This is a genomic window from Methylophaga pinxianii, from assembly GCF_020447225.1.
In the GTDB taxonomy this organism is placed as follows: Bacteria; Pseudomonadota; Gammaproteobacteria; order Nitrosococcales; family Methylophagaceae; genus Methylophaga; species Methylophaga pinxianii.
In genome coordinates this window covers 15,128-41,117 of sequence record NZ_JAJAEO010000185.1, presented here as the reverse complement: position 1 = coordinate 41,117, position 25,990 = coordinate 15,128, and the positions used below count along the sequence as shown (strand labels likewise).

General features: G+C 44.7%; 21 protein-coding genes. 6 read left to right on the top strand and 15 right to left on the bottom strand.

Annotated features, from left to right (window positions below; all coding sequences use genetic code 11):
* Positions 1-85: 85 nt before the first annotated feature.
* Entirely contained in the window at positions 86-2,092 is a 2,007-nt protein-coding gene (locus tag LGT40_RS13500) for a hypothetical protein (protein WP_226070746.1), read from the top strand.
* Here LGT40_RS13500 and LGT40_RS13495 read toward each other — a convergent pair.
* Both LGT40_RS13495 and LGT40_RS13490 read right to left on the bottom strand, forming a co-directional pair.
* Positions 2,089-3,660 (bottom strand): GGDEF domain-containing protein, encoded by a 1,572-nt coding sequence (locus tag LGT40_RS13495; RefSeq protein WP_226070744.1) that lies wholly within the window; start codon positions 3,658-3,660, stop codon positions 2,089-2,091. The two genes, LGT40_RS13500 and LGT40_RS13495, sit on opposite strands and share 4 nt — an antisense overlap.
* A 263-nt stretch (positions 3,661-3,923) precedes the next feature.
* A complete protein-coding gene (locus tag LGT40_RS13490) occupies positions 3,924-4,562 on the bottom strand; it encodes a LysE family translocator (protein WP_226070742.1) in 639 nt (212 codons plus the stop codon).
* 138 nt (positions 4,563-4,700) lie between these two features.
* On the opposite strand from LGT40_RS13490, the gene LGT40_RS13485 reads away from it, so the two are divergent.
* The gene (locus tag LGT40_RS13485) at positions 4,701-5,375 is read left to right on the top strand and encodes a transglycosylase SLT domain-containing protein (protein ID WP_226070740.1); all 675 of its coding nucleotides are present in this window, start codon (positions 4,701-4,703) and stop codon (positions 5,373-5,375) included.
* Between the two features lie 82 nt (positions 5,376-5,457).
* On the opposite strand, the gene LGT40_RS13480 is transcribed toward LGT40_RS13485, so the two are convergent.
* From LGT40_RS13480 to purL, 3 genes are all read right to left on the bottom strand, one after another.
* On the bottom strand, positions 5,458-5,907 hold the full coding sequence (locus tag LGT40_RS13480; RefSeq protein ID WP_226070738.1) for an RT0821/Lpp0805 family surface protein: 450 nt from the start codon (positions 5,905-5,907) through the stop codon (positions 5,458-5,460).
* 129 nt (positions 5,908-6,036) lie between these two features.
* Entirely contained in the window at positions 6,037-8,202 is a 2,166-nt protein-coding gene (locus tag LGT40_RS13475; protein WP_226070736.1) for a sensor domain-containing diguanylate cyclase, read from the bottom strand.
* Between the two features lie 80 nt (positions 8,203-8,282).
* Positions 8,283-12,167, bottom strand: a complete 3,885-nt coding sequence (gene purL / locus LGT40_RS13470) for a phosphoribosylformylglycinamidine synthase (RefSeq protein ID WP_226070734.1) — start codon at positions 12,165-12,167, stop codon at positions 8,283-8,285.
* 81 nt (positions 12,168-12,248) lie between these two features.
* On the opposite strand from purL, the gene LGT40_RS13465 reads away from it, so the two are divergent.
* From LGT40_RS13465 to LGT40_RS13450, 4 genes are all read left to right on the top strand, one after another.
* Positions 12,249-12,686: an RDD family protein gene (locus LGT40_RS13465; protein ID WP_226070733.1), complete on the top strand. Its 438-nt coding sequence runs from the start codon at positions 12,249-12,251 to the stop codon at positions 12,684-12,686.
* 83 nt (positions 12,687-12,769) lie between these two features.
* On the top strand, positions 12,770-13,195 hold the full coding sequence (locus LGT40_RS13460) for a substrate-binding domain-containing protein (RefSeq protein WP_226070732.1): 426 nt from the start codon (positions 12,770-12,772) through the stop codon (positions 13,193-13,195).
* The gene (locus LGT40_RS13455; RefSeq protein WP_226070731.1) at positions 13,192-14,445 is read left to right on the top strand and encodes an OprO/OprP family phosphate-selective porin; all 1,254 of its coding nucleotides are present in this window, start codon (positions 13,192-13,194) and stop codon (positions 14,443-14,445) included. The genes LGT40_RS13460 and LGT40_RS13455 overlap by 4 nt, the downstream gene beginning before the upstream one ends.
* A 9-nt stretch (positions 14,446-14,454) precedes the next feature.
* Complete coding sequence (locus LGT40_RS13450) at positions 14,455-17,262, top strand: bifunctional diguanylate cyclase/phosphodiesterase (protein ID WP_226070730.1); 2,808 nt, start codon at positions 14,455-14,457, stop codon at positions 17,260-17,262.
* Here the strand turns inward: LGT40_RS13450 and LGT40_RS13445 are convergent.
* The 10 genes from LGT40_RS13445 to LGT40_RS13400 form a co-directional block, all read right to left on the bottom strand.
* The gene (locus tag LGT40_RS13445; RefSeq protein WP_226070729.1) at positions 17,259-17,486 is read right to left on the bottom strand and encodes a DUF2835 domain-containing protein; all 228 of its coding nucleotides are present in this window, start codon (positions 17,484-17,486) and stop codon (positions 17,259-17,261) included. The two genes, LGT40_RS13450 and LGT40_RS13445, sit on opposite strands and share 4 nt — an antisense overlap.
* On the bottom strand, positions 17,464-17,901 hold the full coding sequence (locus LGT40_RS13440) for an HIT domain-containing protein (protein WP_226070728.1): 438 nt from the start codon (positions 17,899-17,901) through the stop codon (positions 17,464-17,466). Before LGT40_RS13440 ends, LGT40_RS13445 begins: the two co-directional genes overlap by 23 nt.
* The gene (pepN, locus tag LGT40_RS13435; protein ID WP_226070726.1) at positions 17,901-20,552 is read right to left on the bottom strand and encodes an aminopeptidase N; all 2,652 of its coding nucleotides are present in this window, start codon (positions 20,550-20,552) and stop codon (positions 17,901-17,903) included. The genes LGT40_RS13440 and pepN overlap by 1 nt, the downstream gene beginning before the upstream one ends.
* 4 nt (positions 20,553-20,556) lie before the next feature.
* A complete protein-coding gene (locus LGT40_RS13430; protein ID WP_226070725.1) occupies positions 20,557-20,874 on the bottom strand; it encodes a YqfO family protein in 318 nt (105 codons plus the stop codon).
* Positions 20,875-20,879: 5 nt separating this feature from the next.
* Entirely contained in the window at positions 20,880-21,911 is a 1,032-nt protein-coding gene (locus LGT40_RS13425) for a WD40 repeat domain-containing protein (protein ID WP_226070723.1), read from the bottom strand.
* 14 nt (positions 21,912-21,925) lie between these two features.
* Positions 21,926-22,492 (bottom strand): dCTP deaminase, encoded by a 567-nt coding sequence (gene dcd, locus LGT40_RS13420; RefSeq protein WP_226070722.1) that lies wholly within the window; start codon positions 22,490-22,492, stop codon positions 21,926-21,928.
* A gap of 41 nt (positions 22,493-22,533) precedes the next feature.
* Entirely contained in the window at positions 22,534-23,616 is a 1,083-nt protein-coding gene (gene apbC / locus LGT40_RS13415) for an iron-sulfur cluster carrier protein ApbC (RefSeq protein ID WP_226070721.1), read from the bottom strand.
* 135 nt (positions 23,617-23,751) lie between these two features.
* Entirely contained in the window at positions 23,752-24,636 is an 885-nt protein-coding gene (locus LGT40_RS13410; protein WP_226070720.1) for a carbon-nitrogen hydrolase family protein, read from the bottom strand.
* A 140-nt stretch (positions 24,637-24,776) separates the two neighbouring features.
* Positions 24,777-25,364, bottom strand: coding sequence for a GNAT family N-acetyltransferase (locus tag LGT40_RS13405; RefSeq protein ID WP_226070719.1), 588 nt, complete (start codon positions 25,362-25,364; stop codon positions 24,777-24,779).
* Positions 25,365-25,449: 85 nt separating this feature from the next.
* Positions 25,450-25,857 (bottom strand): ketosteroid isomerase-related protein, encoded by a 408-nt coding sequence (locus LGT40_RS13400; protein ID WP_226070718.1) that lies wholly within the window; start codon positions 25,855-25,857, stop codon positions 25,450-25,452.
* Between the last annotated feature and the right edge of the window lie 133 nt (positions 25,858-25,990).

Sequence of the window (25,990 nt, the reverse complement as noted above, 5' to 3'; positions counted from 1 at the left end):
CGTCACCTCGGCTGTTCGTGATACAAGTGTATTCCACGCCCTGGCAATAAACGCGAACGCCCAAGTAGTAAATTAGGAAAAAAGTTTGATTGAATCCCCTGTCAATGAGTCATCCGATCCCCATCAGTCTGCGCTGATTGAACGATTGGACGAAGCCATTAAGCAACTGGAACACGCCCCAAGCTTCAGCAGGCCCACCAAAGCTGGACGGCTGTTTGATACCGTCAAACGCGTCTTACACAGCGAGGGTGGGTTTAAACTTATTACGCAATATATACAGCGTATCGAGCAGGCTGGAGCCTTTGATAATTCGGATTATGCCAAACCGCAGATCCTGATACCGGCGCTCAGTGCGCATGCCCTGTTAAGTAGCGATGTTTATAGTGTCATCATTGAAACCTTAAGCGAATTACGTTTTTTAGCCATCGCAAAACAAGACTATGACCATCCGCATGTGTCATCAGAGCAAGCGCATCACTTTCTGACGCAGGTGCTCGCGGTTAACCTCAAACGCCTATTTTCACCTGCAGATGAGGCTGAACGTGAGTTACAAGGTCGATTAGCTGATATCAGTCGAGGCTTGTTACATCACTTGGCAGAAAGCATCGGCTATGAACATGTCATTGATCAATTAATTGATGAAATATGGCGGATTCTGCAACAACGTCCCATTCAGGTCGACAATGTCAAACAAATGGTGACTCAAATCGCCATCTGTCGGCAGAACCCTGAGATCGACATGGGAAATAGTGGTCAGGGCGCCGATCGATTAATCAGTAGCTTGTTTGGCCCGACCCAGGCATGCAGAGAAGATCCCGGAGTGAAAATTTATCAGCAGCGGCTGCAGAGTATGGACAACGCAGCTTTGCAATATGAAGCCAGTGGATTTGCCCGCGCGATGCATGATACAGGCCTTGTCTCACCCTATCACGCCGTTTTACTTCGCCATTTGTCTGAAGAAACCGATTACCTGTTAAGTGAAGCCCTGGGCCTCTCCACTACTGGCCGTGATTGTTTACTGAGCTATAGCGAGCTGGTCCGGGCTTTAATTGCCAACGCTATTCATCCTGAAACGGCTCAGGGCATCTATGGTCTGGCTTTAATGCTTGAGCGCGGCATTCTTTATCAACCGGCCATGGCTCCCTCACTCTGGCGGCAGTTATCATTACCGCTATCCCCTGCGGCAGAAGAACGTCTGCAATCATTGTTTGGCGATAATCCAAGTGCAAGCAGCCGCTTATTGGAAGGGGTTTTATGTGTGCTTGGTCAACCTTTAGGTATAGGCCAGGGGAATAATCCTACCTGCCAATCGGCCAGAGCGATGTCGATGTGGGCCTATAACGATCCGGATTATCTTTTGCAAATGGTGGTATGGGCTGCTCGAGATGATGAAATCATCATGCATTTCGAAGGCAAGGCCATTTCGTCACAAGACAGTTTGTCAGGTGTTGCCAGCCATTTGCCGATGGATTTGGATCCCGTTTCGTTAGTTTTAGTGCCGCATCTGGATCGCATTTATGCTGAAATGGGCCGTTGCTGTATTGATCGTGAAGGCGACCCACATCGTTGGGTCAATCCGGAATTTCATGGTTGGTGGTGTGGTCGAGGATTCAGTATTAACGTGGATGTTGCTTCCGGGAAATTGATGCAGCTGGAAATCTTCCTGCGACATTTTTATGCCAGTTATCATCCTTATTACAATGATAATCAACCGATGATCCACCCCCAGCCTGCTGGTATAGCGGTCACAGATAGTGCGATGCGATTTGTGGGTTGGCATGCCATTACTATCTTAAGAGTCAATTTGGATCCTGATAATGTGATGCGGGTTTATTTTTATAATCCCAATAATGATAGTGGTCAGAACTGGGGAGATGATATTCAGGTCAGCACATCCGGACATTCTGAACGTTTTGGTGAGGCATCATTGCCATTCGAAGAATTCGCCTCACGGCTCTACATTTTTCATTACGATCCCCTGGAACCCGGTCAGTTTGCATTAGTCAGCTCAGAAGAGTTACAACGTGTAATAGACCGAATCCACCGCAGTTGGGGAGCTACACGACTGCCTGAATTGAATCCATCAGTCTAGGGAAGCTCAAAATGATTTTCCTGCGAAGATTTTGTTACAGCCGCCTTGTCGGACATGGTCAAACTGAAAACCTGATTACGCCCCAGATTTTTGGCCTGATATAGCGCCTTATCGGCCTGATGAAATAACTCATCCAGTTCTGCATGACCATCCCACTGGGCCACCCCAAAACTTGCTGTTACCTGAATTTGCTGCCCTCGATAGGTAATGGGTAACTTCTCAATTTCGTTACGTATACGCTCGGCCACCGTATTGGCCATTCGGTCATCCGCTCCTGAAAGAAAAACCAGAAATTCCTCTCCGCCCATTCGCCCAAACAGATCCCGGGGTCTAATTGCTTGACTGATAGGCGTGACTATTTCACGCAACACCACATCCCCCGCCTCATGTCCCAGGTTATCATTGACCAACTTAAAATGATCCAGATCGATCATTATCGCACTGGCAGTTTGATTATCCAGTCGCAACCGTTGTAATTCGCGTTGAACTTCACTGAGAAAGTGGCGGCGATTGGAGATACCTGTTAATTCATCCGTGGCGGCACTTTTCGCCAGGCGATCATTTGCTTTTTGTAAGGCCTGATTGACCTCTTTTAACGCTATCGTACGTTCATTCACTCTGTCTTCAAGAAATTGATTTTGCGATTTCAAGGCTTTTTCCTGTTGTTTCAGAATATCACGTTGATCTGCTATCTCTTTGATTAATAATGCCAAACCAATTGAAACAATAGCAATAATTGCCAGGTATTCCTGTGTTAACAAGACAGCACTTTGTGGCAGACTCAGAATGATAGGATGTGTGCCCCGCATCAAGTGCTCTACAGCAAAGATAGCGATCAAGGCAACTGTCGAGCTTGCACCGATAACGCCAAGCCTAATTGCTGCAAATATTCCTAACAGCACTAGCCAAATAGGAGTAAAAAATAAAAAAGTTTGTTCATAAGAGCCAACTTCAAAGCTCTGATAACCAATGCTAATGACACCCAACCAAATCAAAGTCATCTCAAATAGTGCAGACCATTTAAAATTCGGCATACCCGCTTCAATCCAGCGCCATAGCACTACAATTAAAGGCGTTAATATCAACATGGCAAGTGCATCACCAAACCACCAAATTTGCCATAGGTTTACATAACTGGTGTCAGAACGGCCTAAAAGAATATAGACCGACCCACCGAGCATTCCTGCGATACATGCGGCAATAAAGGGACCAAATAATAAAAAATAAGCGCCATTTTTAAGTTGATTAAAATTAAAATTCTGACCACTTTTTTGTCGAATAAGAGCTGCGCCAATTGATACCGAAAGAATATTTATCAGTGCAAAGCTAACTGCAGCCCAGATTGGAAATGAAGAAATTGAAGCAATTAATTCAGCAATAACGCCAGCCATTGCAATATAAGGCAGGTAACGATATGGATAAATCAAAAACGCGGCCAGCAAAATAGCATTAGGAGGCCATAAAATCGCAATTCCCTCTGGAGTTATTGTCTGATGAATGGCGAGTAAGGCAGCAACGTAGTAGGCAATACCAACCAAAAACATTGCCTTGATTATTTGATAGTCCACATGTCGGCTCTGTGGCAAACTTGGTTTGGAACCAATCAACATGTATAGCAGGACTTTATGATAATTAGATATGAAAGATTATAAATAACTGGTGCTACAACTTGCATTCCCCCCCCTCCACAGGCATCGGCATCCTGCTTTTTTTACGCATCATCAAATCGGTTTTATTACACGCTACACTTGTTTATAACAAATGACAGGAAATAATCCCACCTTCATGTGCGCTTTTCACCGAATGATTTACTAAGGGGTTGCGTTTTACCTCACTTTGTCAACAAGGACAACAGGATAATAGCAGACACAATGCATAATAAAATTGCTGCCAGTTTGTTCAGGATTAGCTGTTTTTCACTATGAAGATTCATTTGTCCGGCTTTAGCGGCAATAACCGCATAAATACTTTTAACCCCTACGATAGAAAATACCGTCAACAGAATGATTAGCACTGTATCAGCAGTTGTTAACAGCGTTAAATCCATCCATACCGGAAAAAAAGCCATATAAAACAGAATAGCCTTGTGATCGACAATGGTCGCAAAAAATCCGATCAAAAAGCTGCTCCGTATTGACGAGGGCTGCCTGGTAAAACCTTCATCATTTTTCAGCTCTGAAGATCGCCATAAAACAACCGCCAACCAGAACAAATAGCCTGCAGCAATCACTTGTATCAGCCATTGCCACTCCCCTGCCCACTGCAAGATCCTTCTCAAGCCATATAAAGCGATACAGATAAATACAATATCGGCTAATACAATTCCCAGAGCAACCGCGATGCCATGCCTGAGACCATATAAAGCCGCTCTGGTAGAAACGATCAGCACACTTAAACTGGGCATGGCAGCCAGTATCGCCAAACTGATAAATAAGCCCGCGATGACTGATAAACTTAAAGTAAATTCCATTTATATTGACTTTGAATCATCTATTTTCGGTAAATAATTCCACTATTCTAAAATTCAGTCCACTTCACTAGGTGAGGACTCTGTTAATCTGAATAATTATTTTGCTACCTACAGGCAGGCAATTTCACCGATAAGGTCATGAATAGTCGAATTGAAACAACTGTCAGAGCATTACAATACTATGCTGGCGCACTCTGGCGATGGCTGGGCATGCTCATATTGGTATGGCTGGCGGCAGGTTGTTCACCCTCCTCACCAGACAATCAGCAGGACATTTGTCAGATTTTTCGGCAACAACCGCGTTGGTATGACTATGCCAAAGCTGCAGAAGTAAAATGGGGAACATCCATTGCCACACAAATGGCCTTTATTCAGTTCGAGTCAAGCTTCTATAGCCATATCCGCCCACCAGGACAAACTTTATTTGGTCTCTTCACATGGGATCGGCCATCATCAGCATATGGATATGCCCAGGCGCAAAACCCTGCCTGGCGTGACTACTTAAATGACGGTGCCAGCCCGCTGGCCAGACGGACACATATGCGATACGCAACCGATTTTATTGGTTGGTATAACCAACGTAGCCATCATAGAGTAAATATTGCTCTGGATAATCCAACTCATCTTTATCTGGCCTATCATGAAGGCCTGACAGGTTATGAGCGAGGACGTTATCAAAACAAACCCCATGTTTTACATACTGCGCGACAAGTTGGGACCCAGGCCAGATTATTTGCCCACCAACTCGCACAATGTGAGTATGAGTTTGTTTGTGATGGCTTTTATCAGATTGGGCCTTTCTGTCGGAAATAATTTTTACTTGGCTGCAGAATCATTGCTATAAAAAAACCGACATAGCGTCGGTTTTTTTATACAAACTCATACTGAGTTGTTTTTACTGATTAACCCATTCTCCATTGGCATTGCGACAGGCTGTGCCTTTAACCACTTCACGTTGCCCATCAATATAGGCATCCATTTCATATTCACGACATGGCTGATTATTCGTCTCATAGGTACGGGTTGGAGTCACACTATATTGAGCACCGGTATCAGGATTATTCCAAGAGTTAGAACGACCAGTGGGAGTATTCTCAAGTGTTTCATAGGTACGACGACGATCCAACTCGTCCATTTCACTACCGATATGCCCGCCCACCATCGCACCTAAGATGGTACCGCCGATAATGGCTGCTGTACGGCCTTTACCGCCGCCAACATTCGAACCCAATACACCACCTGCCACACCGCCAAGGCCAGCACCCACATTTTGTTTACTCATCTGACAAGCCGTTAAGCTGGTGGTTAATAACGCGACTAACACTATTGTGAAAAGACTTTTCATTCGTTCTCCTTGATATTATTTTTTATTAATAAACAGTTCGACTGGATTCTAACCTATTAAATTCGTGTGCTTCCGCTACGGAAGTCGATTTTTACATAAACTTTCACTTTAAGAATGGAAGAAAGAACATCAGATAACGGCATGAGGGTTCGAAACTACTACCCGGTTACGTCCAGCTTGTTTCGCTTGATAAAGTGCTTTATCGGCATCAAGTAACATCATTTTCGGTATATTTCCCTCACCGTTCCAACTGCTGATACCAATTGAGATGGTCAATCTGCCCAACGCCTTATCCTGATAGATAATGGTTTTAGCCGCAATTTTTTCCAATAAGGTTTTCGCACGCTCCAAGGCATCCTGAATATCGGCTGCAGGCATCAACACAACAAACTCCTCGCCACCATATCTACAGGGAATATCGGTCTCACGAAAGTGCTCCAGCATCAATGCCGCCACCATGCGTAATGCCATGTCACCGGCCTCATGCCCAAAGCGATCATTAAATTGTTTGAAATGATCGATATCACAAATCAATAACGAAATGGTTTGCTGATGACGTTGAGCAAGCTGTAATTCGCGTTGCAATGCATCATCAAAAAATCGTCGGTTCTTCAAACCTGTTAACGAGTCTTCAAATGACATAACCTGCAAATCTTCTCTCAGTTTGATTCCACTCAATGTCACACTTAATCTGTCAATAGCACGAAATATAAACTGTTCTATGGCCTGTTGGGTTTCTGCTGTTTCAGTGTCGATATCCAACAACTCAAAGGTAATAAAGGTTTGTTTACCGAGTTGCAAATCCTCAACTTCAATTCGGTATTTATCGCTCAAAACTGCATTGGCGGGGAGATCGGTCAGTTCGTTAATGATGGAAACATGGAGTTGTATCGGTGCAAAAACATTATTTAATTGCTCCCTGATTATCTTGCCAGCTTCCTGCAGGTTTTGGCACCGTTGCACGCGACCAATTAAGGTTTCCAGTCGTAAACTAAACTCATTAATCAAGGCCAACTGGTTTGCGCGTTGTTGTTCGAGTAACACGTAGTTTTGTAAAGCTGCAGTGCGTTCGGTGACTCTTTTTTCGAGTAAAACATTCAGCTCTGAGACAGCCTGCTGAGTCTGTCGATATTGGCGTAATGAAATCAGCACCAGCACTGAAGCAAATATTAATCCCCCATAAGCCAGTGGAAAATTTATCCATGGAACTAACCCATGGGCAATAACCATATCAATCAGAAAAAAAATGGCATAGCATCCAAATGCCCCCATTACCATGCGTTGTTCCGGACTCATCGCTTGAAAATGTTGAACACAAATCCATAACATAATTGCCATGGTAATGATAAATAAGATGTCAAAGAGTGGATAAAAATAGGCAAGATGCCAAACTCCTGTGAGTGACAAAAGCAGACATAAAAGCACATAGGCAATATGCATTTGTGCGATACGCAACATTAATTTGCCACTTTGTTCTCTCAACCAATAATGCAGAATCAGTGCAATAAATATCGGAATCGAAAAATACGATATTGCTGCCAGGTAGGTTTTAGCTAATGGCGCATATATCCATAATTGCAATGCCTGGCTCTCACCCAGCAGGTTTCCTGCACTAACCAATGAAAATAAACCAAGATAAATAAACTGGTTATCGCCACGCATAGCAGAGAACGCAAACGTGATTAATGCAATAAACAAAAAGAACGCCGAAATGGCTAAATCGCCATGTGAGTTGTTTAATATATTCAGCAATGCAGCTGAACGCTCCAACAGTTTTTTTTCACCCCATAAGCCAATATCGGTGTAATCAGAATAAACACGAAAATACAGGGTCCGACCTGCAAAATCATCGGGTAAACCAATCATATGCCATGGCCAGCCGGCATAGTCGCCTCTCCCATTCACATCAAATTCACCGAAACGGTAAATAAGCTGCTGATCAAGATAAACCTCGGTAATTAAATCAATGCTGGAAATGAAAACGACCGGGTCGACCAGATGACTCTCCGGCAACGTGATACGAAACCAGATATTGTTTTGTCCCTGTCTGCCCGGAGGATAGGTGGGATCGGCAATTGGCTGCCAATCTGCATGATTTTTATGTGGGTGCATGACCCATTCTGGTTGGCCATCTACAAACGGTGAGTCTCCCCAACGATATTCCCAGTTTTTAAGATCAATTTGCTCAGAAGTAGCTGCAATTACAAAACTTTGTTGCAGGCAAAACAGCATAAGCAATATCAGACGAGTTACACGTCGTGTATGACATAACCTTTTGATAGGTGCGTAACTCATAACGTGGGTTTTATAAAAAAGTCGATTTATCCCCGGAGAAAAAAATACCTCTTTGAGTTATCAAAGAGGTATTCAATTCCTTAGCCGACCCAACGCCGGGCATTATGGAAAACACGCAACCAGGGAGCATCTTGCCCCCATTCATCCGGATGCCAGGAATGTTGAACACTGCGAGTCACACGCTCAGGATGCGGCATCAGGATTGTGACTCGTCCATCCGTCGTCGTGAAACCGGTATGTCCATTTGCCGAACCATTTGGATTAAATGGATAACGCTCGGTAGGCTGACCATAGTGATCAACGAATCGCATTGCAACCAGGGCATCAGACATACTGCCACCCTCAGAAAAATCAATTCGGCCTTCTCCATGAGCGACAGCAATCGGCATAATCGAGCCCGCCATATCCTGTAACAAAATGGATGGTGACTCGGTGATTTCTACCAGTGAAAAGCGTGCCTCAAACTGTTCAGAGAGATTACGACTGAAGCGTGGCCAATGCTCACTGCCAGGAATCAGTGACTTCAATTGTGACAACATCTGGCAACCGTTACATACACCTAATGAAAAGGTATCTTCACGGGCAAAAAAAGCCGCGAATTCATCTCGGGCCCGACTGTTATGTAACACTGTACTGGCCCAGCCACGCCCTGCTCCCAATACGTCACCATAGGAGAAACCGCCGCAGGCTACCAAGCCTTTAAAATCGGCTAAAGACACTCTGCCTTCCACAATATCACTCATGTGAATGTCAACTGAGGTAAAGCCGGCATGATCAAATGCTGCCGCCATTTCCACCTGTCCATTGACTCCTTGTTCACGCAGAATAGCCATTTTGGGGCGTTGGCCACTGATAATAAACGGTGCCGCTACCTGTTCTTTCAAATCAAAACTCAGTTTGGCATACAAACCAGGATCCAGTTCATCGTCCAAAATGGCAAATTCCTGCTCCGCACAATCAGGATTATCACGCAGAGCCTGCATTCTATAGCTGGTCTCTGCCCAGAGTTTTTGTAATGTGTGGCGTTGCTGATTTAATACTTCTTCACCATTAACATTAATTTGAATGGTTTGTTCAGCCGTTACGTCACCAATCAGATGGCTGTGTTTATTTAATTCAAACTGTTGCAGCAGTTCAAGCACAGCATCCTGATGCTCTGCGTTGATTTGTATTACTGCTCCCAGTTCTTCGTTAAACAATACCGGCAGAGCCTCACCCAGACCATCCAGAGTAATATTGAGACCGCAATGACCAGCAAACGCCATCTCACATAAGGTAGTGATAAGACCGCCATCGCTGCGATCATGGTACGCCAGCAACAAGTTATCCTGTTTCAGCTGCTGCATTGCTGCAAAGAAGTTTTTCAAATTACGTGCGTCATCTACATCTGGCCCACGATGACCAACCTGATTGTAAACTTGAGCCAATGCTGAAGCAGCCAGACGATTATGACCGTGCCCCAGATCCAGATAAATTAAACGGGTTTCACCTAGATCTGTACGTAATTGAGGTGTAAGAGTTTTACTGGCATCGGCCACTGGCGCGAAAGCACTGATGATCAATGATAATGGCGAAGTAACGGCTTTGGTTTCGCCCCGATCTTCCCAGACAGTTTTCATCGACAGTGAATCTTTGCCAACCGGAATCGCAATGCCTAATTGCGGACATAGTTCCATACCAACTGCTTTGACAGTGTCATACAGTAAAGCATCTTCACCACTATGACCGCAGGCTGCCATCCAATTCGCAGACAGTTTAATATCACTTATTTTTTCGATATCGGCAGCAGCAATATTGGTTAAGGCTTCCCCGATTGCCATGCGACCGGATGCCGGGGCGTCAATCACTGCTAACGGTGTACGTTCCCCCATCGACATGGCTTCACCCAGCAGACCATGATGATCCGCTAATGTAACCGCACAATCAGCTACTGGCACCTGCCATGGCCCAACCATTTGATCGCGGGCAACCAGACCCGTGATGCTGCGATCACCAATGGTGATCAGAAAGTTTTTGCTGGCCACTGATGGCAGTTTTAATACCCTTTCCAAGGCATCATTGACGGTGATATCACTTAGATCCAGCTCAGGTTTTGGTTTACTGTGATGTTTGACATCGCGCAGCATTTTGGGCGGCTTACCCAGTAATAATGACAATGGCATATCTATCGGCTGATTTTCGAATTGCGCATCACCCAATAATAAATGCTGATCTGCGGTCGTTTCACCTACAATGGCCCATGGGCAACGTTCACGCTCACAAATAGCCTGGAATAACTCGACATCCTCTGGATTAACCCCCAGAACATAACGTTCCTGAGATTCATTACACCAGATTTCCATCGGTGACATACCCGGTTCATCATTGGGGATGACCCGAAGCTCAAAACGTCCGCCACGGCCACTGTCATCGACCAACTCAGGAAATGCATTGGATAAGCCACCGGCACCCACGTCGTGAATGGAAACTATCGGATTTTTATCATTTAATGCCACACAGCGATCAATAACTTCCTGACAACGGCGTTCCATTTCAGGATTACCCCGTTGTACGGAAGCAAAATCAAGTCCTTCTTCACTGGTCCCGGAAGCTACTGAAGAAGCTGCGCCACCGCCCAGACCAATTAACATCGCTGGTCCACCCAAAACGATAAGCTGGGTGCCAGGTTGCATAATATGTTTTTCAACGTGTTGCGGACGAATACTGCCCAGGCCACCGGCTACCATGATGGGTTTGTGATAGCCCCGTACTTCGAAGCCATTATCGGATGGAACTTTGGCTTCATAAGTACGGAAATAACCGCACAGATTAGGACGACCGAATTCATTATTGAAAGCAGCACCACCTAAGGGGCCATCAATCATAATTTGTAATGCGGAAGCGATACGGGCCGGTTTACCATAATCCGTTTCCCACGGCTGTTCAAAACCAGGAATCTGCAAGTTAGAAACTGAAAAACCGGTTAAGCCCGCTTTAGGTTTAGAACCACGTCCCGTCGCGCCTTCATCCCGGATTTCTCCCCCTGCACCGGTTGCTGCGCCGGGGAATGGCGAGATCGCAGTGGGATGATTATGGGTTTCCACTTTCATCAGAATGTGTTGTTGTTCGCCTTCATAGCAGTAGTGATTGTCTCGCATATCCACCTGGAAACGATGACTGCGTGGTCCTTCAATCACTGAAGAATTATCGCTGTAGGCTTTTACCACACCTTCAGGATGTTGCTCATGGGTGTAACGAATCATGTCGAACAGACTGCGATCCTGTGTTTTACCATCAATGATCCAGTCGGCACGGAAGATTTTGTGACGGCAATGCTCAGAGTTCGCCTGAGCAAACATCATCAGTTCAATATCGTTCGGGTTACGGTTAAGTACAGTAAAATTATCAAAAAGGTAGTCAATTTCATCGTCTGCCAACGCCAGACCAAGTGTCAGATTGGCTTCAACCAATGCCTGACGTCCACCATTGAGAATATCAACGGATAATAACGGTCTGGGAGCGGTATGCAGAAATAACTGTTCAGCGGCTTCCTCATTATCAAAAACCGTTTCAATCATACGGTCATGCAGTTTTGCTGCAATGATACTGCGCTGCTCGCTGGTTAATGTTGATTCACTGGTCACGTAAAAGGCAATGCCCCGCTCGACACGTACAACGTCGGTTATGCCGCTGTTATGCACAATATCAGTGGCTTTACTGGACCACGGTGAGATAGTGCCGGGCCGAGGCGTAATCAAAAACAGGCTTTCCTGATCTTGCAATTTGCTGCTACCTTTTCCGGCTTCCAGCATCTCCCCCAAAGTGACCAGCGCTTGTTCGTCAAGTTGACCACCACTTTCCAGTTCAGCGAAATAATGATATTCGCTTCGCAACGCGCTCACTGTAGCGACTTCAGCACGAATGGCGCGCAACAGTTTTTCAATTCGAAAAGCAGAGAAAGCCGGCCGGCCAACCAATTGCAGCATTTGAAACCCAATTCAGAGAAAATTAAAGCGATAATGATACTTTATACGCCCGAATTCGCCCAATAAAATTGAGCTTTAGTTATGACTAAAAACTTATCTTTAAATCGTAAACCCAGTCTGTTTCGGCTGCTAGGCGTCATGCTTTATGACACCATGCTGTTAGTGTCAGTGCTATTGGTGGCTTCTGCCGTCGCGGTCGCTTTCAATGGTGGTGAGGCGATTGGCGCGAATAACCCGTTCTTTTTTCTTTACCTGGTCGGTGTGGCGTTTATTTTTTATGGTTGGTTCTGGACTCATGGCGGACAAACACTTGGCATGCGCGCCTGGCAGGTTTATCTTATCAGCGGCGATCATATCGGGATAAATTGGCAGCAGGCTTTTCTCCGGTTTGTCGTCAGTATATTTTCCTGGTTACCAATGGGATTAGGATATTGGTGGCTTTGGTTAAGTCCCGATAAACTGAGTTGGCACGATATTGCTTCAGGAAGTTTTCTTATATACCGCCCTAAACAAAAATAAATTCAGATGCACCATAACTTGTTTCCTTTTGAACTTTCGCACGTTAGTATTCGACTTGCTTGGATAACGGACAGGTCGAAGCTATGAAAAGGATGCTCGGGGTGACTATCTGGCTAGTATTAGCGTTATCATCCTTTAGCCCTGTGCTCAAAGCTGAAGTGGTTATAGTGAATCCCAAGCTGGTAGACCTTGAATTGTCCCAGACCACTCTTCGCGCTATTTTTGCAATGCGAATCCCTCAATGGCCTGATGGCACACCGATCAATGTATTTGTACTTGATGACCAAGACCCCTTACACATACATTTTTGTAAATCTTTACTTGGCATGCTCCCCTATCAACTTAGACGTATTTGGGACCAACAGGCCTTTTCTGGCACCGGCGTAAAACCGAATCTGGTCAACAGCGAAACCGAGATGCGCCAGCGTGTTGCCACCACACCAGGTGCCATCGGCTATATCAGTAATTCCAAAATAGACAACACCGTCACTGCATTGGGAGCTTCATGATGAAGACTTGGTTATGGACGCTGTTGTTCGGTTTACCACTAGCGGCATTCGCGGAATCACCAAAGGAACGCGCTGCTTCACGGTTTCAATGGAATGGTTTTTTATCACAAGCCTTTGTGCAAACATCAGATAACCGATTTTTTGGTGATAGTGATAATGGAAGTTTTGATTTTACCGAAATCGGTTTGAATGGCAGTTATCAGCTCATGCCACGGATACGTTTGGCCGGGCAAGTATTATCTCGCCATGCCGGAGATTTGTACTCAGGCTCACCACAAATCGATTATGCACTGTTGGATGCCACCCTGTTTTCCTCAGCACAAAGTACGTTTGGGATGTATTTGGGGCGTATCAAAAATTCTATTGGTTTATATAACGAAACCCGTGATGTAGCGCATACACGTGAAGGTATTTTTGTTCCACAAACCATTTATTTCGATAAAGTCAGAAACCTGACCTTATCTTCCGATGGTTTTCATTTATACGGACGTTTATATCGCGACAGTGGCACTTGGTCTTTACAAGCGGGAGCAGGTTATCCGATTATTGATAAGAATCTGGAATATGCCTACATGAATCAGGACTGGGATGGCGAAATAAGAAGTGATGATCTGGCTGCATTTGGCAGATTATTATATGAACATAATGGTGGCCGTTGGGTGTACGCTGTGACTGGGGCAAGTGTGCGTACCGACTTTCGTGCTGGCCCTGCTGATAGCATCGCCTTCCCTAATGGTCCAGGGTTGAACTCTGGGAATATTGATATTGATTACAGTGTTTTTTCCGTACAGTTTAATGGCGAAAAATGGCAGTTCACCACCGAAGTTGCTTTTCAAGCCGCACGATACCGTGATATCAATGCGACATTTGCTGCACAGGATTTTAACGCGATTGGGTATTACTCACAGTTAAGTTATAACGTTACCCCGACATGGCAAGGGTTTCTGCGTTATGAGGAATTTCAGTTAGATCATGACGACTGGAATGGCCGTAAAAGAGCTCAACGAAATATTCAGGAAAGCGCCTTCCTCGCTGATTTTGGCATTGAAAGATCGCCCATCCCTGCTCATGCGTATTACAGCAAAATATGGGCTGTAGGCGGTCGTTGGGATGTCACCTCACGATGGCGATTACGGGCAGAATACCAAATCATCGAAGGCACTGCGACGCTATCTCCCAGAGAAAATGATATGAGCCAAAGTGACAAATATTGGAATTTGTTTGCTCTCTCCGCTTCTTATCATTTTTAATGTAATTCCATGACACGAACCGAGCCTGCTTCACGATTCTTCAGCCTTAAATGGAAATTCGCGTTGGTATTCGGCGGTTTGCTGCTGTTACTGAATATCAGTTTTCCCATCATGATTTACTGGGATATGCAGCATAAGTTCAGCTTTGTGCGCGATCAGATTCAGCAGCAATACCATCAATATCTTGATGGTCAGCTGGAATCAAGTAAAAATGAGCTACAGCGTCTAGCAGAGTTTGTCTTGGTTCCCATCAGTAAAGATAATGGTTCGACTGAGCTACTCAATCTTATTAATAGTCAACAAAGTGAATTAGAACTGGGCTGGAATTTGAGTGTGGCGCAAGTCTATAAGCATGACGGCAATTTTTTAGGCGGATGGGGTTCAGACGTTCCAGAATCAATCCGTCCACTTGTGGTACAAACCGCGGACTCTGAAACCAGTTACAGTACAGTGGATTGTCAACACAACTGTCGTCAATACCTGTTAATTCCGATTCTCAGTGACAATCAGATTGAGTATGTGCTGCTTCTTGGTTACGACATCAGTCAGATTTTGCTGGGATTTTCAGCCAAAACCGGTGCTGACCTTGCCATCCTTTCAACCTATTCCGGCGACGAGACAACCGGATACCGTTACCTTCCTTCCTGGCATAAGTATGTTCATGCGCTTAGTCACTTTGACAAAAATATTGAATACTTACAACAGTTTGGCAAGATTCATCAACACGACTTCCATAATATGCAAAATCATATTATGCGGCCTGCTGGTTTACCTATCGAATTCAACATGATTCGACCAGAAGGCAGTGAGGATGTGATGTTTGTCATCATGGAAAACATCAGCGAACAACAAAAAGAAATCCATGACTCGTTAGTCCGTAACATCTTGTTTGCTATTCTGAGTCTCGTGTTGCTGGGCATATTGTTATTCTTATTTATCTCCATGCCGTTAAGACGACTCGCCAGAGTGTCCAGGGCCCTTCCCCTGCTGGCCAAACAACAATATCAATCTGTTCGGCAGGCAATTGCTATCCCCGACAATCATCATTCCACTGATGAACTCGATTTATTGGAAACAGCGACGGTAACGCTCACCACACAGCTGGAACAATTGCATGGCTCAGTAGAACAACAAACGTTAGCACTACAGCAAGAAAGAGATTTTGTTAAAAACCTTATCAACACTGCTCAGCTGATCATTATCACGCTTGATCGGCAATGTCGTATAACCTCATTCAACCAATACGCCGAACGAATTACCGGCATAAAGGCCAGCGACGTTATCAGTTCGCCCATACAAAGTTTTTTCTCGGCGGAGGAATGGCCTCATATCTACCAGGCACTCAGTGACATTATAGAACATCGCTCAGATGTCCAGCAGATAGAAGCGGATTTTATTCATCATCAAGACAATGTTCGAGTTGTCTCCTGGATGCATTCCAGTCTGAATGTGCAGAACAATGAATCAGTCATTTTATCGGTTGGTGTGGATATTACCGAGAAAAAACATAATGAAGATCAGATTCTCTGGATGGCGGAACACGATGCATTAACAGGATTATTCAATCGGTTTAAATTCAATACCGAATTCGAACGTATTCTATTGAATGCTGAAAGTGATGGCAGTAAAGGCGTTCTACTGTTTCTGGATCTGGATCAGTTCAAGGATTTAAACGACAGTTGTGGTCACAATATTGGTGACCAATTACTCAAACGTGTTGCCCAGGTTTTAAGTAAAGTGACCCGATCTACCGACTTGGTCGCTCGACTTGGTGGCGATGAGTTTGCTGTCATACTGCCACATACTGACTTAAAAGGGGCTGAGCAGTTTTGTAAAAAAATTGCTGTACAACTGGCTGAGCTAAACTTTATTTATCAACATGTTAGCTATCACATCTCATCCAGTATCGGCCTAGTGGAATTCCCGATGGCTGAGCATGGAGTAGACACCTTATTGAGCAATGCCGATTTGGCAATGTATCAGGCCAAAGCCAAGGGTAAAAATACCTGGCATACATTTAATATCGATGATAAAACCCGCAGTCATTTGCAAAATCGGATTTTTTGGAAACAAAAAATCACCGATGCATTGGCCGAAAAGAATCAACGGTTCATTTTCCACTACCAACCCATTCTTAATCTCAGTAATAATCAAATTAGCCATTATGAAGCATTATTACGACTTGAAGATGCTGATGGCACCTTACACATGCCGGGTAGTTTTATCGAAGTGGCTGAAAAAACCGGTTTGATACATCAGATAGATCATCATGTATTAAAAATGGGCATCAGCAAACAGGCTGAGTTTGATCAGCTAGCCACACCAATTTCATTATCATTAAATCTCTCAGCACATGCGACATCCGATCCGGAGTTATTGCCGCGTCTGAAACGATTACTTCGTGAAACCGGCGCTAAACCAGAGAATCTCATTTTTGAATTAACTGAAACTGCGGCTGTCGCTGATTACGGTCAAGCAAAAGAGATGATGCAAAAAATCAATAAACTCGGCTGCCAGTTTTCATTAGATGACTTTGGAACCGGGTTTGCTTCTTTCCGCTACATGCGGGAGTTGCCGGTTGGAATTGTGAAGATTGACGGGGCATTTATTCGTCATATCTGTGACAACCCGGATGACCGTTTATTTGTTAATGCCCTAGTCGATGTTGCAAAAGGCATGGGCAAAAAAACCATCGCTGAATTTGTTGAAAACGAAGAGATTTTGATGATGTTACGTAACATCGGAGTGGATTATGCACAAGGCTATCATATCGGTCGCCCACAGCCAGAGCTATTGAATAGCGATACTCAACATTAATCTGCAACTCGCTCTATATTTAGCAGTTTATGATTGCTGTCAAAGTGAATACGAAAACGGCCATGAATACCGTTTTGAGTAATAAAACGACGAACATGAATCGCGGGAAACTGTAACGACTGCCCCGAATCAGCTCTTGCTACTACCGATGAGGCTTCACCGCGGTAATAACGCATAGCTTCTTCTCTACCGACATTGAGTCTAAACGTTAAGGATTTGACCACTAACGAAAAAACCTCTAAACATCTCACTTAAGTTACGCAGCATCTGTTGTTTATCTGCGTCAGTATAAGGTTCAGCTTTTCCCTGACCCCAGATGGGATTTGGCCACACAACATCCGTTTTAAATCGCGCCACATGATGTACATGCAACTGCGGAACTACATTGCCCAGTGCCGCCAGATTCATTTTGTCGGCCTGAGTCAATTTCATTAATTTTTCTGCTACCAAGGCTGACTCCTGCCACAATAATTGCTGATCTTGCATCGCTAAATCATAGACCTCACTAACATCGATGCGGCGGGGTACCAGAATGAGCCAGGGGAATCGAGCGTCATTCATTAATAAGACCCGGCAAAGAGGTAAGTCGCCGACTACAAACGTGTCAGCAGCAAGCTGAGGGTGTAATTCAAATTTCATTAATCCGCCAGATATTTATTAACGATTTCGTAAACATCCGAAGACAGATCGGGCTGTTGGGCAATATTTTGTAAAGCATCCTTCATCAGTTGCTGACGTTTTGGATCATAACGACGCCAGGAATTAAAAGCCCCCAATTGCCGCGAAGCAACTTGAGGATTAAGCTTATCCAACACCAAAATCTGATCGGCCAGAAAACGATAACCACTGCCATCTATTGCATGAAATGCTGCGGGATTATTGCGACAGAACTGACCAATCAAGGCGCGAACATTATTGGGGTTTTTGATACTAAACGCAGGATGTTTCATCAAACCTTTAATACGTATCAATGTATCAGGAAGGCTTGATAAAGCCTGTACTGTGAGCCATTTATCAACCACCTGACGGTCATGCTGCCATTGTTCATAAAATGCCCTCAAGGCATGCTCACGTTCGCTACCGGGTTGATCGACCATTAAACGCAATCCGGACAACGTGTCAGTCATATTGTCAGCCTGTTTCATCTGTTTTAAACAACGCTGTGTTTGCATTGGATCGCCAGTTGCCATCAGATAACCCAGACAGACATTTTTCAGGCTACGTCGTCCCATATGTTCTGAATTAAATTGGTAAGGCACATTAGGCAAATTATGCTGTTGATATAAAGCATCAAATTGCTTTTTCAGCTGATGTGCCAAGGTATCTTTTACAAATTTACGAACATGATGAATAGCATCCACATCTGCCACTTTCATCTGCGCAGCCAGGTAGTTCTCAGAAGGCAATGTCAGCATGCGCGCCACTAATGCAGGATCAGCATTTTTATCTTCCAATACGGCAGCGCACTGCTTTATCAAAATATCCGGTAAGTTCAGTGAGATAGCTTGCTGATAATCGCTAATCAATGACAACATGATTTGTATAAACAGGCTTTGTCCTGCATCCCAACGATTAAAGCTGTCTTTTTCATGGACCATTAAAAACGCCAGTTCTTCATTATCACGTTCGATGTGTAATTTGACCGGTGCTGAAAATCCGCGAAGTAAAGAAATGATCGGCTGTTGTTCGACATTGATAAATTGAAATGTCTGTTCCGTCTCACGCAGTTGTAAAACGCGGGTATCGGAAGCATACGCCTGAGCTTCATTTTCCAGTTGCAAAGGCAGGCTTTGCCCTTGTTGATCGAGCAAGCCCATGGCTATCGGAATCAGAAACGGTTGTTTTTCCACCTGGCCAGGTGTAGCAGGACAGGACTGACGCAAGGTCAAAGAGAGCACTTTATTAGTAGCGTCATAGTGATACGTTGCGGTAATTTCAGGGGTTCCTGCCTGGGTATACCAACGTTTGAACTGGGTCAGATCAATCTGGTTGGCATCTTCCATGGCTTTGACGAAGTCATCGGTGGTCACCGCCTGACCATCATGCCGATCAAAATACAGATCTGTGCCTTTACGAAAACCTTCCTCACCCACGAGTGTTTTGATCATGCGCACCACTTCCGCGCCTTTCTCGTAAATGGTCACGGTATAAAAGTTACTGATCTCAATATAGCTATCGGGTCTGACGGGATGCGCCATCGGACCGGCATCTTCAGCAAATTGTAGGCTGCGCAATTGATCAACATCATCAATCCGTTGTACTGCAGCTGAATTTAAATCGGCACTGAAAGACTGATCCCGCATTACGGTAAAGCCTTCTTTAAGGCTTAACTGGAACCAGTCACGGCAGGTCACACGATTACCGGACCAGTTATGGAAATATTCGTGACCGACAATGCTTTGGATCGTATAAAAATCATTATCGGTCGCGGTTTTGGGACTGGCCAGAACACAGGCTGCATTAAATATATTCAGCCCTTTATTTTCCATGGCTCCCATGTTGAAATCATTAACAGCCACTATCATAAAGACATCTAAATCGTACTCACGACCATAGGTCTCTTCATCCCACTGCATGGATTGTTTTAAAGACATTAATGCATGATCACATTTATCGTGGTTTTCTTTATCCACATAGATCTGTAAGGTAACTTCACGTCCACTTGCTGTGGTGAAAGAGTCCTGTTGCATATATAAATCACCTGCAACCAGGGCAAACAGATAACAAGGTTTAGGATGAGGATCATGCCAGCGGACCCAATGACGTCCATCATCCGTTTCACCCTGCTCTTGCAGATTCCCGTTAGATAACAGAATCGGCCATTTCTGTTTATCAGCCATGATACTGACGGTAAATACCGCCATGACATCTGGACGATCCGGGTAATAGGTAATACGACGAAAACCTTCTGCTTCGCATTGTGTGCAAACCAGAGCGCCAGAGTGATACAACCCCTCTAACGCCGTATTTTGATCAGGATAAATTTCAGTCACAATTTCCAGCTGAAAAGTATCTGGAAGTTGTGGCAAAACAAGTTGGGTATTCGACCGTTGAAATTCCGCTGCTGTCAGAGTGCGACCATCGAGCTTGATACTAACCAGCTTCAGATGCTCGCCATTTAATACACAATCTTCACCAGGTCCTTTTGAATTACGTCGCATACTCAGAATGCTGGTCACGCGAGTGGTTGAAGCATCCAAATCGAAATGCAGATCAACCGTGTCGACCAGAAAAGATGGAACAGTGTAATCCGCGAGACGAATTGTTTTTGGGGACGCAGGTGCGTTCATTAAATTAGAATTCCTCTTGATTTACAGGCCAATACTGATAAGCAGGCTCTTCGTATGGATGGGCAAGTTTCAAAGCTGAGACAACAGCTTTGATAGTGTCGTTCGAACAAATTGTCTCAACCCGATATTCGTTTACCTGTTCAATTTTTCCACTTTCACCAATAAACGGCTGGCTGCCGGCCAAAGGTCGAAATTGCCCGACGCCCAGTGTTTCCCAACTACAACAGTCATATCCATCAAAATGACCTGCCCCAACATTAAATATGGCCTCTTTGACCAACTCTTTATGCGTTTCAGGAACAAAAAAAATCAGTTTGTACATCTGTTTTATCTCCACTGCCATTGCTGCGCGATGCCCGTACCAGAAATACTTAATACACTGCTGGCATTCGCATCAAAAGCCACTGCTTGAATGACCATACCGGGGTTAAGTGGATTTTTTCGACTGGCTTTCCAACAGCGTAATTTATCCCCCTGAGGGAGTTGCCAGACACAGATGCGTTCTGCGGCATGCCCTGTAACCAGTAACATACCATCCTCCGAGAAATTGACGGCTGTGGTGGTCGTGGTAAATACAGGAAAATCCGGAATGGGCATACTTTTGGGCCAGGCCGAACTGCGTAACTGAGCTTGTTGGCTACCATCTGCTAACGACCAGATATAAGCATGATCGTTATCGGCAGCAGTAAAAGCATACCGACTCTGTGGATCAAATTTCACCAGATTTACGGTATTGCCATGCAGCCAGTTTTGTAATTCTTTCCCCGTCTGCAAATCCCATAATCTGGCTGTACGATCATCTCCCCCGGTTAATGCCGTTTTACCATCAGGAGAGATAGCAACACTGTTAATCGGATGTTTAACGGGTGAATCTACGGCGGCACCATCATGTTCAAACACCTTGAGAACACGATTGGATTTAATATCAAAATATATCGCTGTACTGTCGGCCAACGCCAATAATAAAAATTGACCATCTGGAGAAATATCCAGTGCTTTCACTCTCAGTGGAAATGTCAGTCGATTTTCCGGCATACCTGTTGCCGTATTCCATAACATAACCGTATCGAGCTCAACAGTAGCAGCTAATGGACTGGACTGAGCCAAGGCAACCGAAGTACTGCGAATAGTTTCCTTCTGTTCACTCTGCCAACTGTATTTGACTTGATTTGTTTGCAGATCCCACAGTCGGGCAGCGGCATCTACATCTGCTGACAGCAAATATTTGCCATCAGATGAAAAAGCCGCCGCATAACTTCCTTCACTATGTTGCCACTCATAGGTTTGCTGGGGACGCTGTTCACAACCACTGAGTAATAAAAGCAGGCCGGGAACTATGAATCTGCTGATATAACTCATTGACATCATTCCAATCAGGATTTCGGTAAAGTCACGCCCTGCTGTCCCTGGTATTTACCAGCTCGATCAGCATAGGAGGTCTCACAGATTTCATCTGACTCAAAGAACAACATTTGTGCTACGCCTTCGTGGGCATAAATCTTGGCAGGCAAGGGCGTCGTATTGGAAAATTCCAGCGTTACCTGTCCTTCCCACTCAGGCTCCAGTGGTGTCACATTCACGATAATGCCGCATCTGGCATAAGTGGATTTACCCAAACAAACCGTTAATACATTACGCGGAATTTTGAATGATTCGATAGTACGGGCCAATGCAAAGGAGTTTGGCGGGATAATACAGACATCGGAATTAATATCGACAAAGCTGCTGGCATCAAAATTTTTGGGGTCGACAATGGCTGAGTTGATATTGGTAAAAATTTTAAACTCGGTCGAGCAACGCACATCGTAACCATAACTGGACGTGCCATAAGAGATAATACGTTGCCCTTCATGTTCACGAACCTGGCCGGGTTCAAACGGTGAAATCATACCGTGCTGTTCCGCCATACGGCGGATCCATTTATCTGATTTTATGCTCATAGTCCGTCTGTTAAGCTCAAAAGATGATGATGATAGCCTGATTAGTCGTTCTTGATAACTATATTCGGGAATGCAGCCGCATAATTTTTGCCCTGCATGGCCAAATTCGCAGCAATGCGACGCGCGATGACGCGATAGGCCAATGCAATGTCACCCTCCGGATCTTTGACAACCGTTGGCTGACCGCTATCGGCATCCTCACGAATATGAATATCCAGAGGGAGACTTCCCAGCATGTTGACGCCATATTGATCCGCCATGGATTGCCCCCCACCGGCACCAAAGATATGCTCTTCATGACCACATTGGCTGCAGATATGCGTGCTCATATTTTCAACCACGCCTAACACGGGAACTTTAACTTTTTCAAACATTTTCAATGCCTTACGGGCATCCAACAAAGAGATATCCTGCGGGGTGGTGACGATAACAGCACCACTAACCGGAACTTTTTGTGACAAGGTCAACTGAATATCGCCGGTACCCGGTGGTAAGTCGATCACCAGATAATCCAGTTCTTTCCAATTCGTATCTCCAAGCATTTGCTGCAATGCCTGGGTCACCATAGGTCCTCGCCAGATCATAGGCTCTTCTTCATCGATTAAAAAACCAATCGACATACTTTGAATACCATGGCTTTGAATTGGCTCAATTGATTTGCCATCTACAGATTCCGGGCGCTGCGTGGTGCCCAGCATGCGCGGCTGACTTGGTCCATAAATATCGGCATCCAGAAGCCCAACTGTTGCGCCTTCTGCAGCCAGAGCCAGTGCCAGATTGACTGAAGTGGTTGACTTCCCTACTCCGCCTTTACCAGAGGCAACCGCAATAATATTTTTGACATTTTCCAGTGCAGGAACGCCTTGCTGTACTTTATGTTTTACAATTTTAGTTGCGATATTGACGCTGACATTAAGAGCACCATCGGCTTCAAGTAATTGCTTGAGGTTTTCAGCTAATTCAGCTGCATAACCTTTAACAGGATAACCGAGTGTCACATCAACTTGTGTCTTATTATTTTCTTGCAGGACCTTCACCGTAGCACGAGTCTCGCCCAGGGTTATCAGCGTCGAAGGATCCTGATAATTTTTGACGATTTCCTCAATTTGCGCTGGATTAGTCATGCACGACTCCTGTAATTTTCAAAGTATCTAGGTCTGACATTTTATACTTCACAGCCAACTGGTGCATCCACACAGGTTGCAGGGCTATTGCCCCTATAAAGAAAAACACCGCCATCACAGCGGTGTTTAATATGTTTAGCGAGTTTGGTCCGGCCCAGATAAATTGTACTGCAAAGGCCAATCCCGGTAATTAAACACCTGTCCTTCCTGTCTAACGCGCGCGATTTCGGTCAAATCCAAATCAGCACAGACCCAACCCGGCTTGTCTGCCACACCTTCAATCAGTATGCCGTTGTCAGGAAAACCATAATCCACCGGCGTATAAATACTGGCACGACCGGTATTCACATCTACCGCTTCTGACCAGCGTGCTTCACCAAAGGTAGGCGATTGCACGACATAACATTGATTTTCCAATGCGCGAGCCTGACATCCAATGCGAACCCGGTGAAAACCGGCCTGTGTATCCGTGCAACTTGGTGCCAGAATCAAATCTGCGCCGGCTTTGACCTGTTGATAAGCAATCATCGGGAATTCACTGTCATAACAGATATTGATACCAATACGACCGACATCAGTATCCAGTACTTTAATCTGCTGACCTGGATGGATTAACCATTGCTCATTTTCAAAGCGCGTCATGATCAATTTATCCTGATAACCGATCAGGCCATCTGGACCATATAAATTGGCACGATTGCGAAAAGTGCCATCATCCTGAAGCACTGGAAATGTACTGGCCAGCATCATCACATCATATTGTTTACTAAGTTGATGATGTAAATCCTGCCAATCCGCATAAACATCCTGCATGGAGTGCAATTGTTTACCCAGATCTTTATAAACCGCCTCACCAAACATTGAGGCCAGTTCCATGCTGCCATATTCAGGAAACACCAGCAGTTTGGCTTTTTCTTCAACCGCTTCGGCCACCCACTGCGTCAATTTATCAGTAAATTGTGACCAGTCTTTGAAAAAACCTATATCGTACTGTGCTGCAGCGACTTTAACTTTGCTCATTGACACCAAACTCGGGAAAACATTAATGGAACATTAAAGATTGGGCATTTAAGCCTTATTTCAATGCCGGGTAGTTTATTTATTTATGGCCTTTAAAGATTTATATAAAAAGGTCATAAGTTTTTAGAAAAAAACGGTAGTCAGAGTTTCTTCATCCAGAAGGTCATTGGCTTCGGAGATTCCTCATCTTCATCCAGTTCTTTCCAACTGAAAGTCGTCTGCAGTTCTGGATGTTTTTCATAACCGCGTTTGCGCCAGAAGTTATCCAGCGGTCGGAATCCTGCCGGACGCCGCGGATGATCTTCAGGTCGTTGCACACCGCAAAAACAGCTGTATTTATAACCGCCTAATTCACGTGCATGCTCTTCACGATGATCAAAAAACGCTACGCCAGCACCCTGGCCCCGATACTGCGATAATAATACTGACTCACCACAATAAAACACGCTATCGACATCAATGCCCGCTTTAATAAACGGCGCTTTGACTTCATCAGTTTCATATTTCAGCGGAATGCCTGTTGACGCACCCACCACCTTGTCACCATCAAACGCTAAAACAATCACACTGTCAGGTGATTGGATATACGTCTGCAGATAGCGCGCTTCATATTCCGGATCCCCGTCATAAAGATAGGGAAAATCACGAAAAACCTGAATGCGTAATCTGGAGAGTTCCGGGATATATTGATTCAGGGCTTCACCTGATAAACGTTTCAATTCCAGCATAGTAATCTTAATCCGTGCAGTGGAAAGACGTATAAAAAAGCCAGGCTGGAAAAAAGCATTCCGGCCTGGCTGATTGTTTTACTGCTTAACCAACAACTTGTTTAACCCAGTCTTCCAGGTTGTAGTAATTGGTGATGCGGGCAACTTTGCCATCGCGAATCACAAAAAACGCGCCTGCTGGCAGATTATATTTCTGACCATTTGCTTCTGGCAGACCTTCATCGGTGCTCAGGTATTCACCCAATACTGTGAATTCCACGGCTGCGCGGTCACCAGCTTCATTGGTCATGATCGAAATATCAACGATTTGTTCTTTGTAATGTGCATTCATACGATCCATGAATGCAGAGAACTTTTCTTTACCGATTTCACGTCCAGCCTGGTTTACGTCATGAATAACATCATCAGTCAGCATATTCAAAAACGCATCCATATCCTGACGGTTGAACGCATCGTAGTAGTTTTGCAGCAAGGTGATTGTAGCTTGGCTCATGTCGCAGACCCCAGAAAGTAAAAAAACCGCGAATTTTAACGTGTAAACGCTTCAAAGAAAAGCAAAAACTACTAATTAACCACAGAGATACAGAGGGAACGGAGATTTTAAAGTTATCCGCAGATTACGCAGA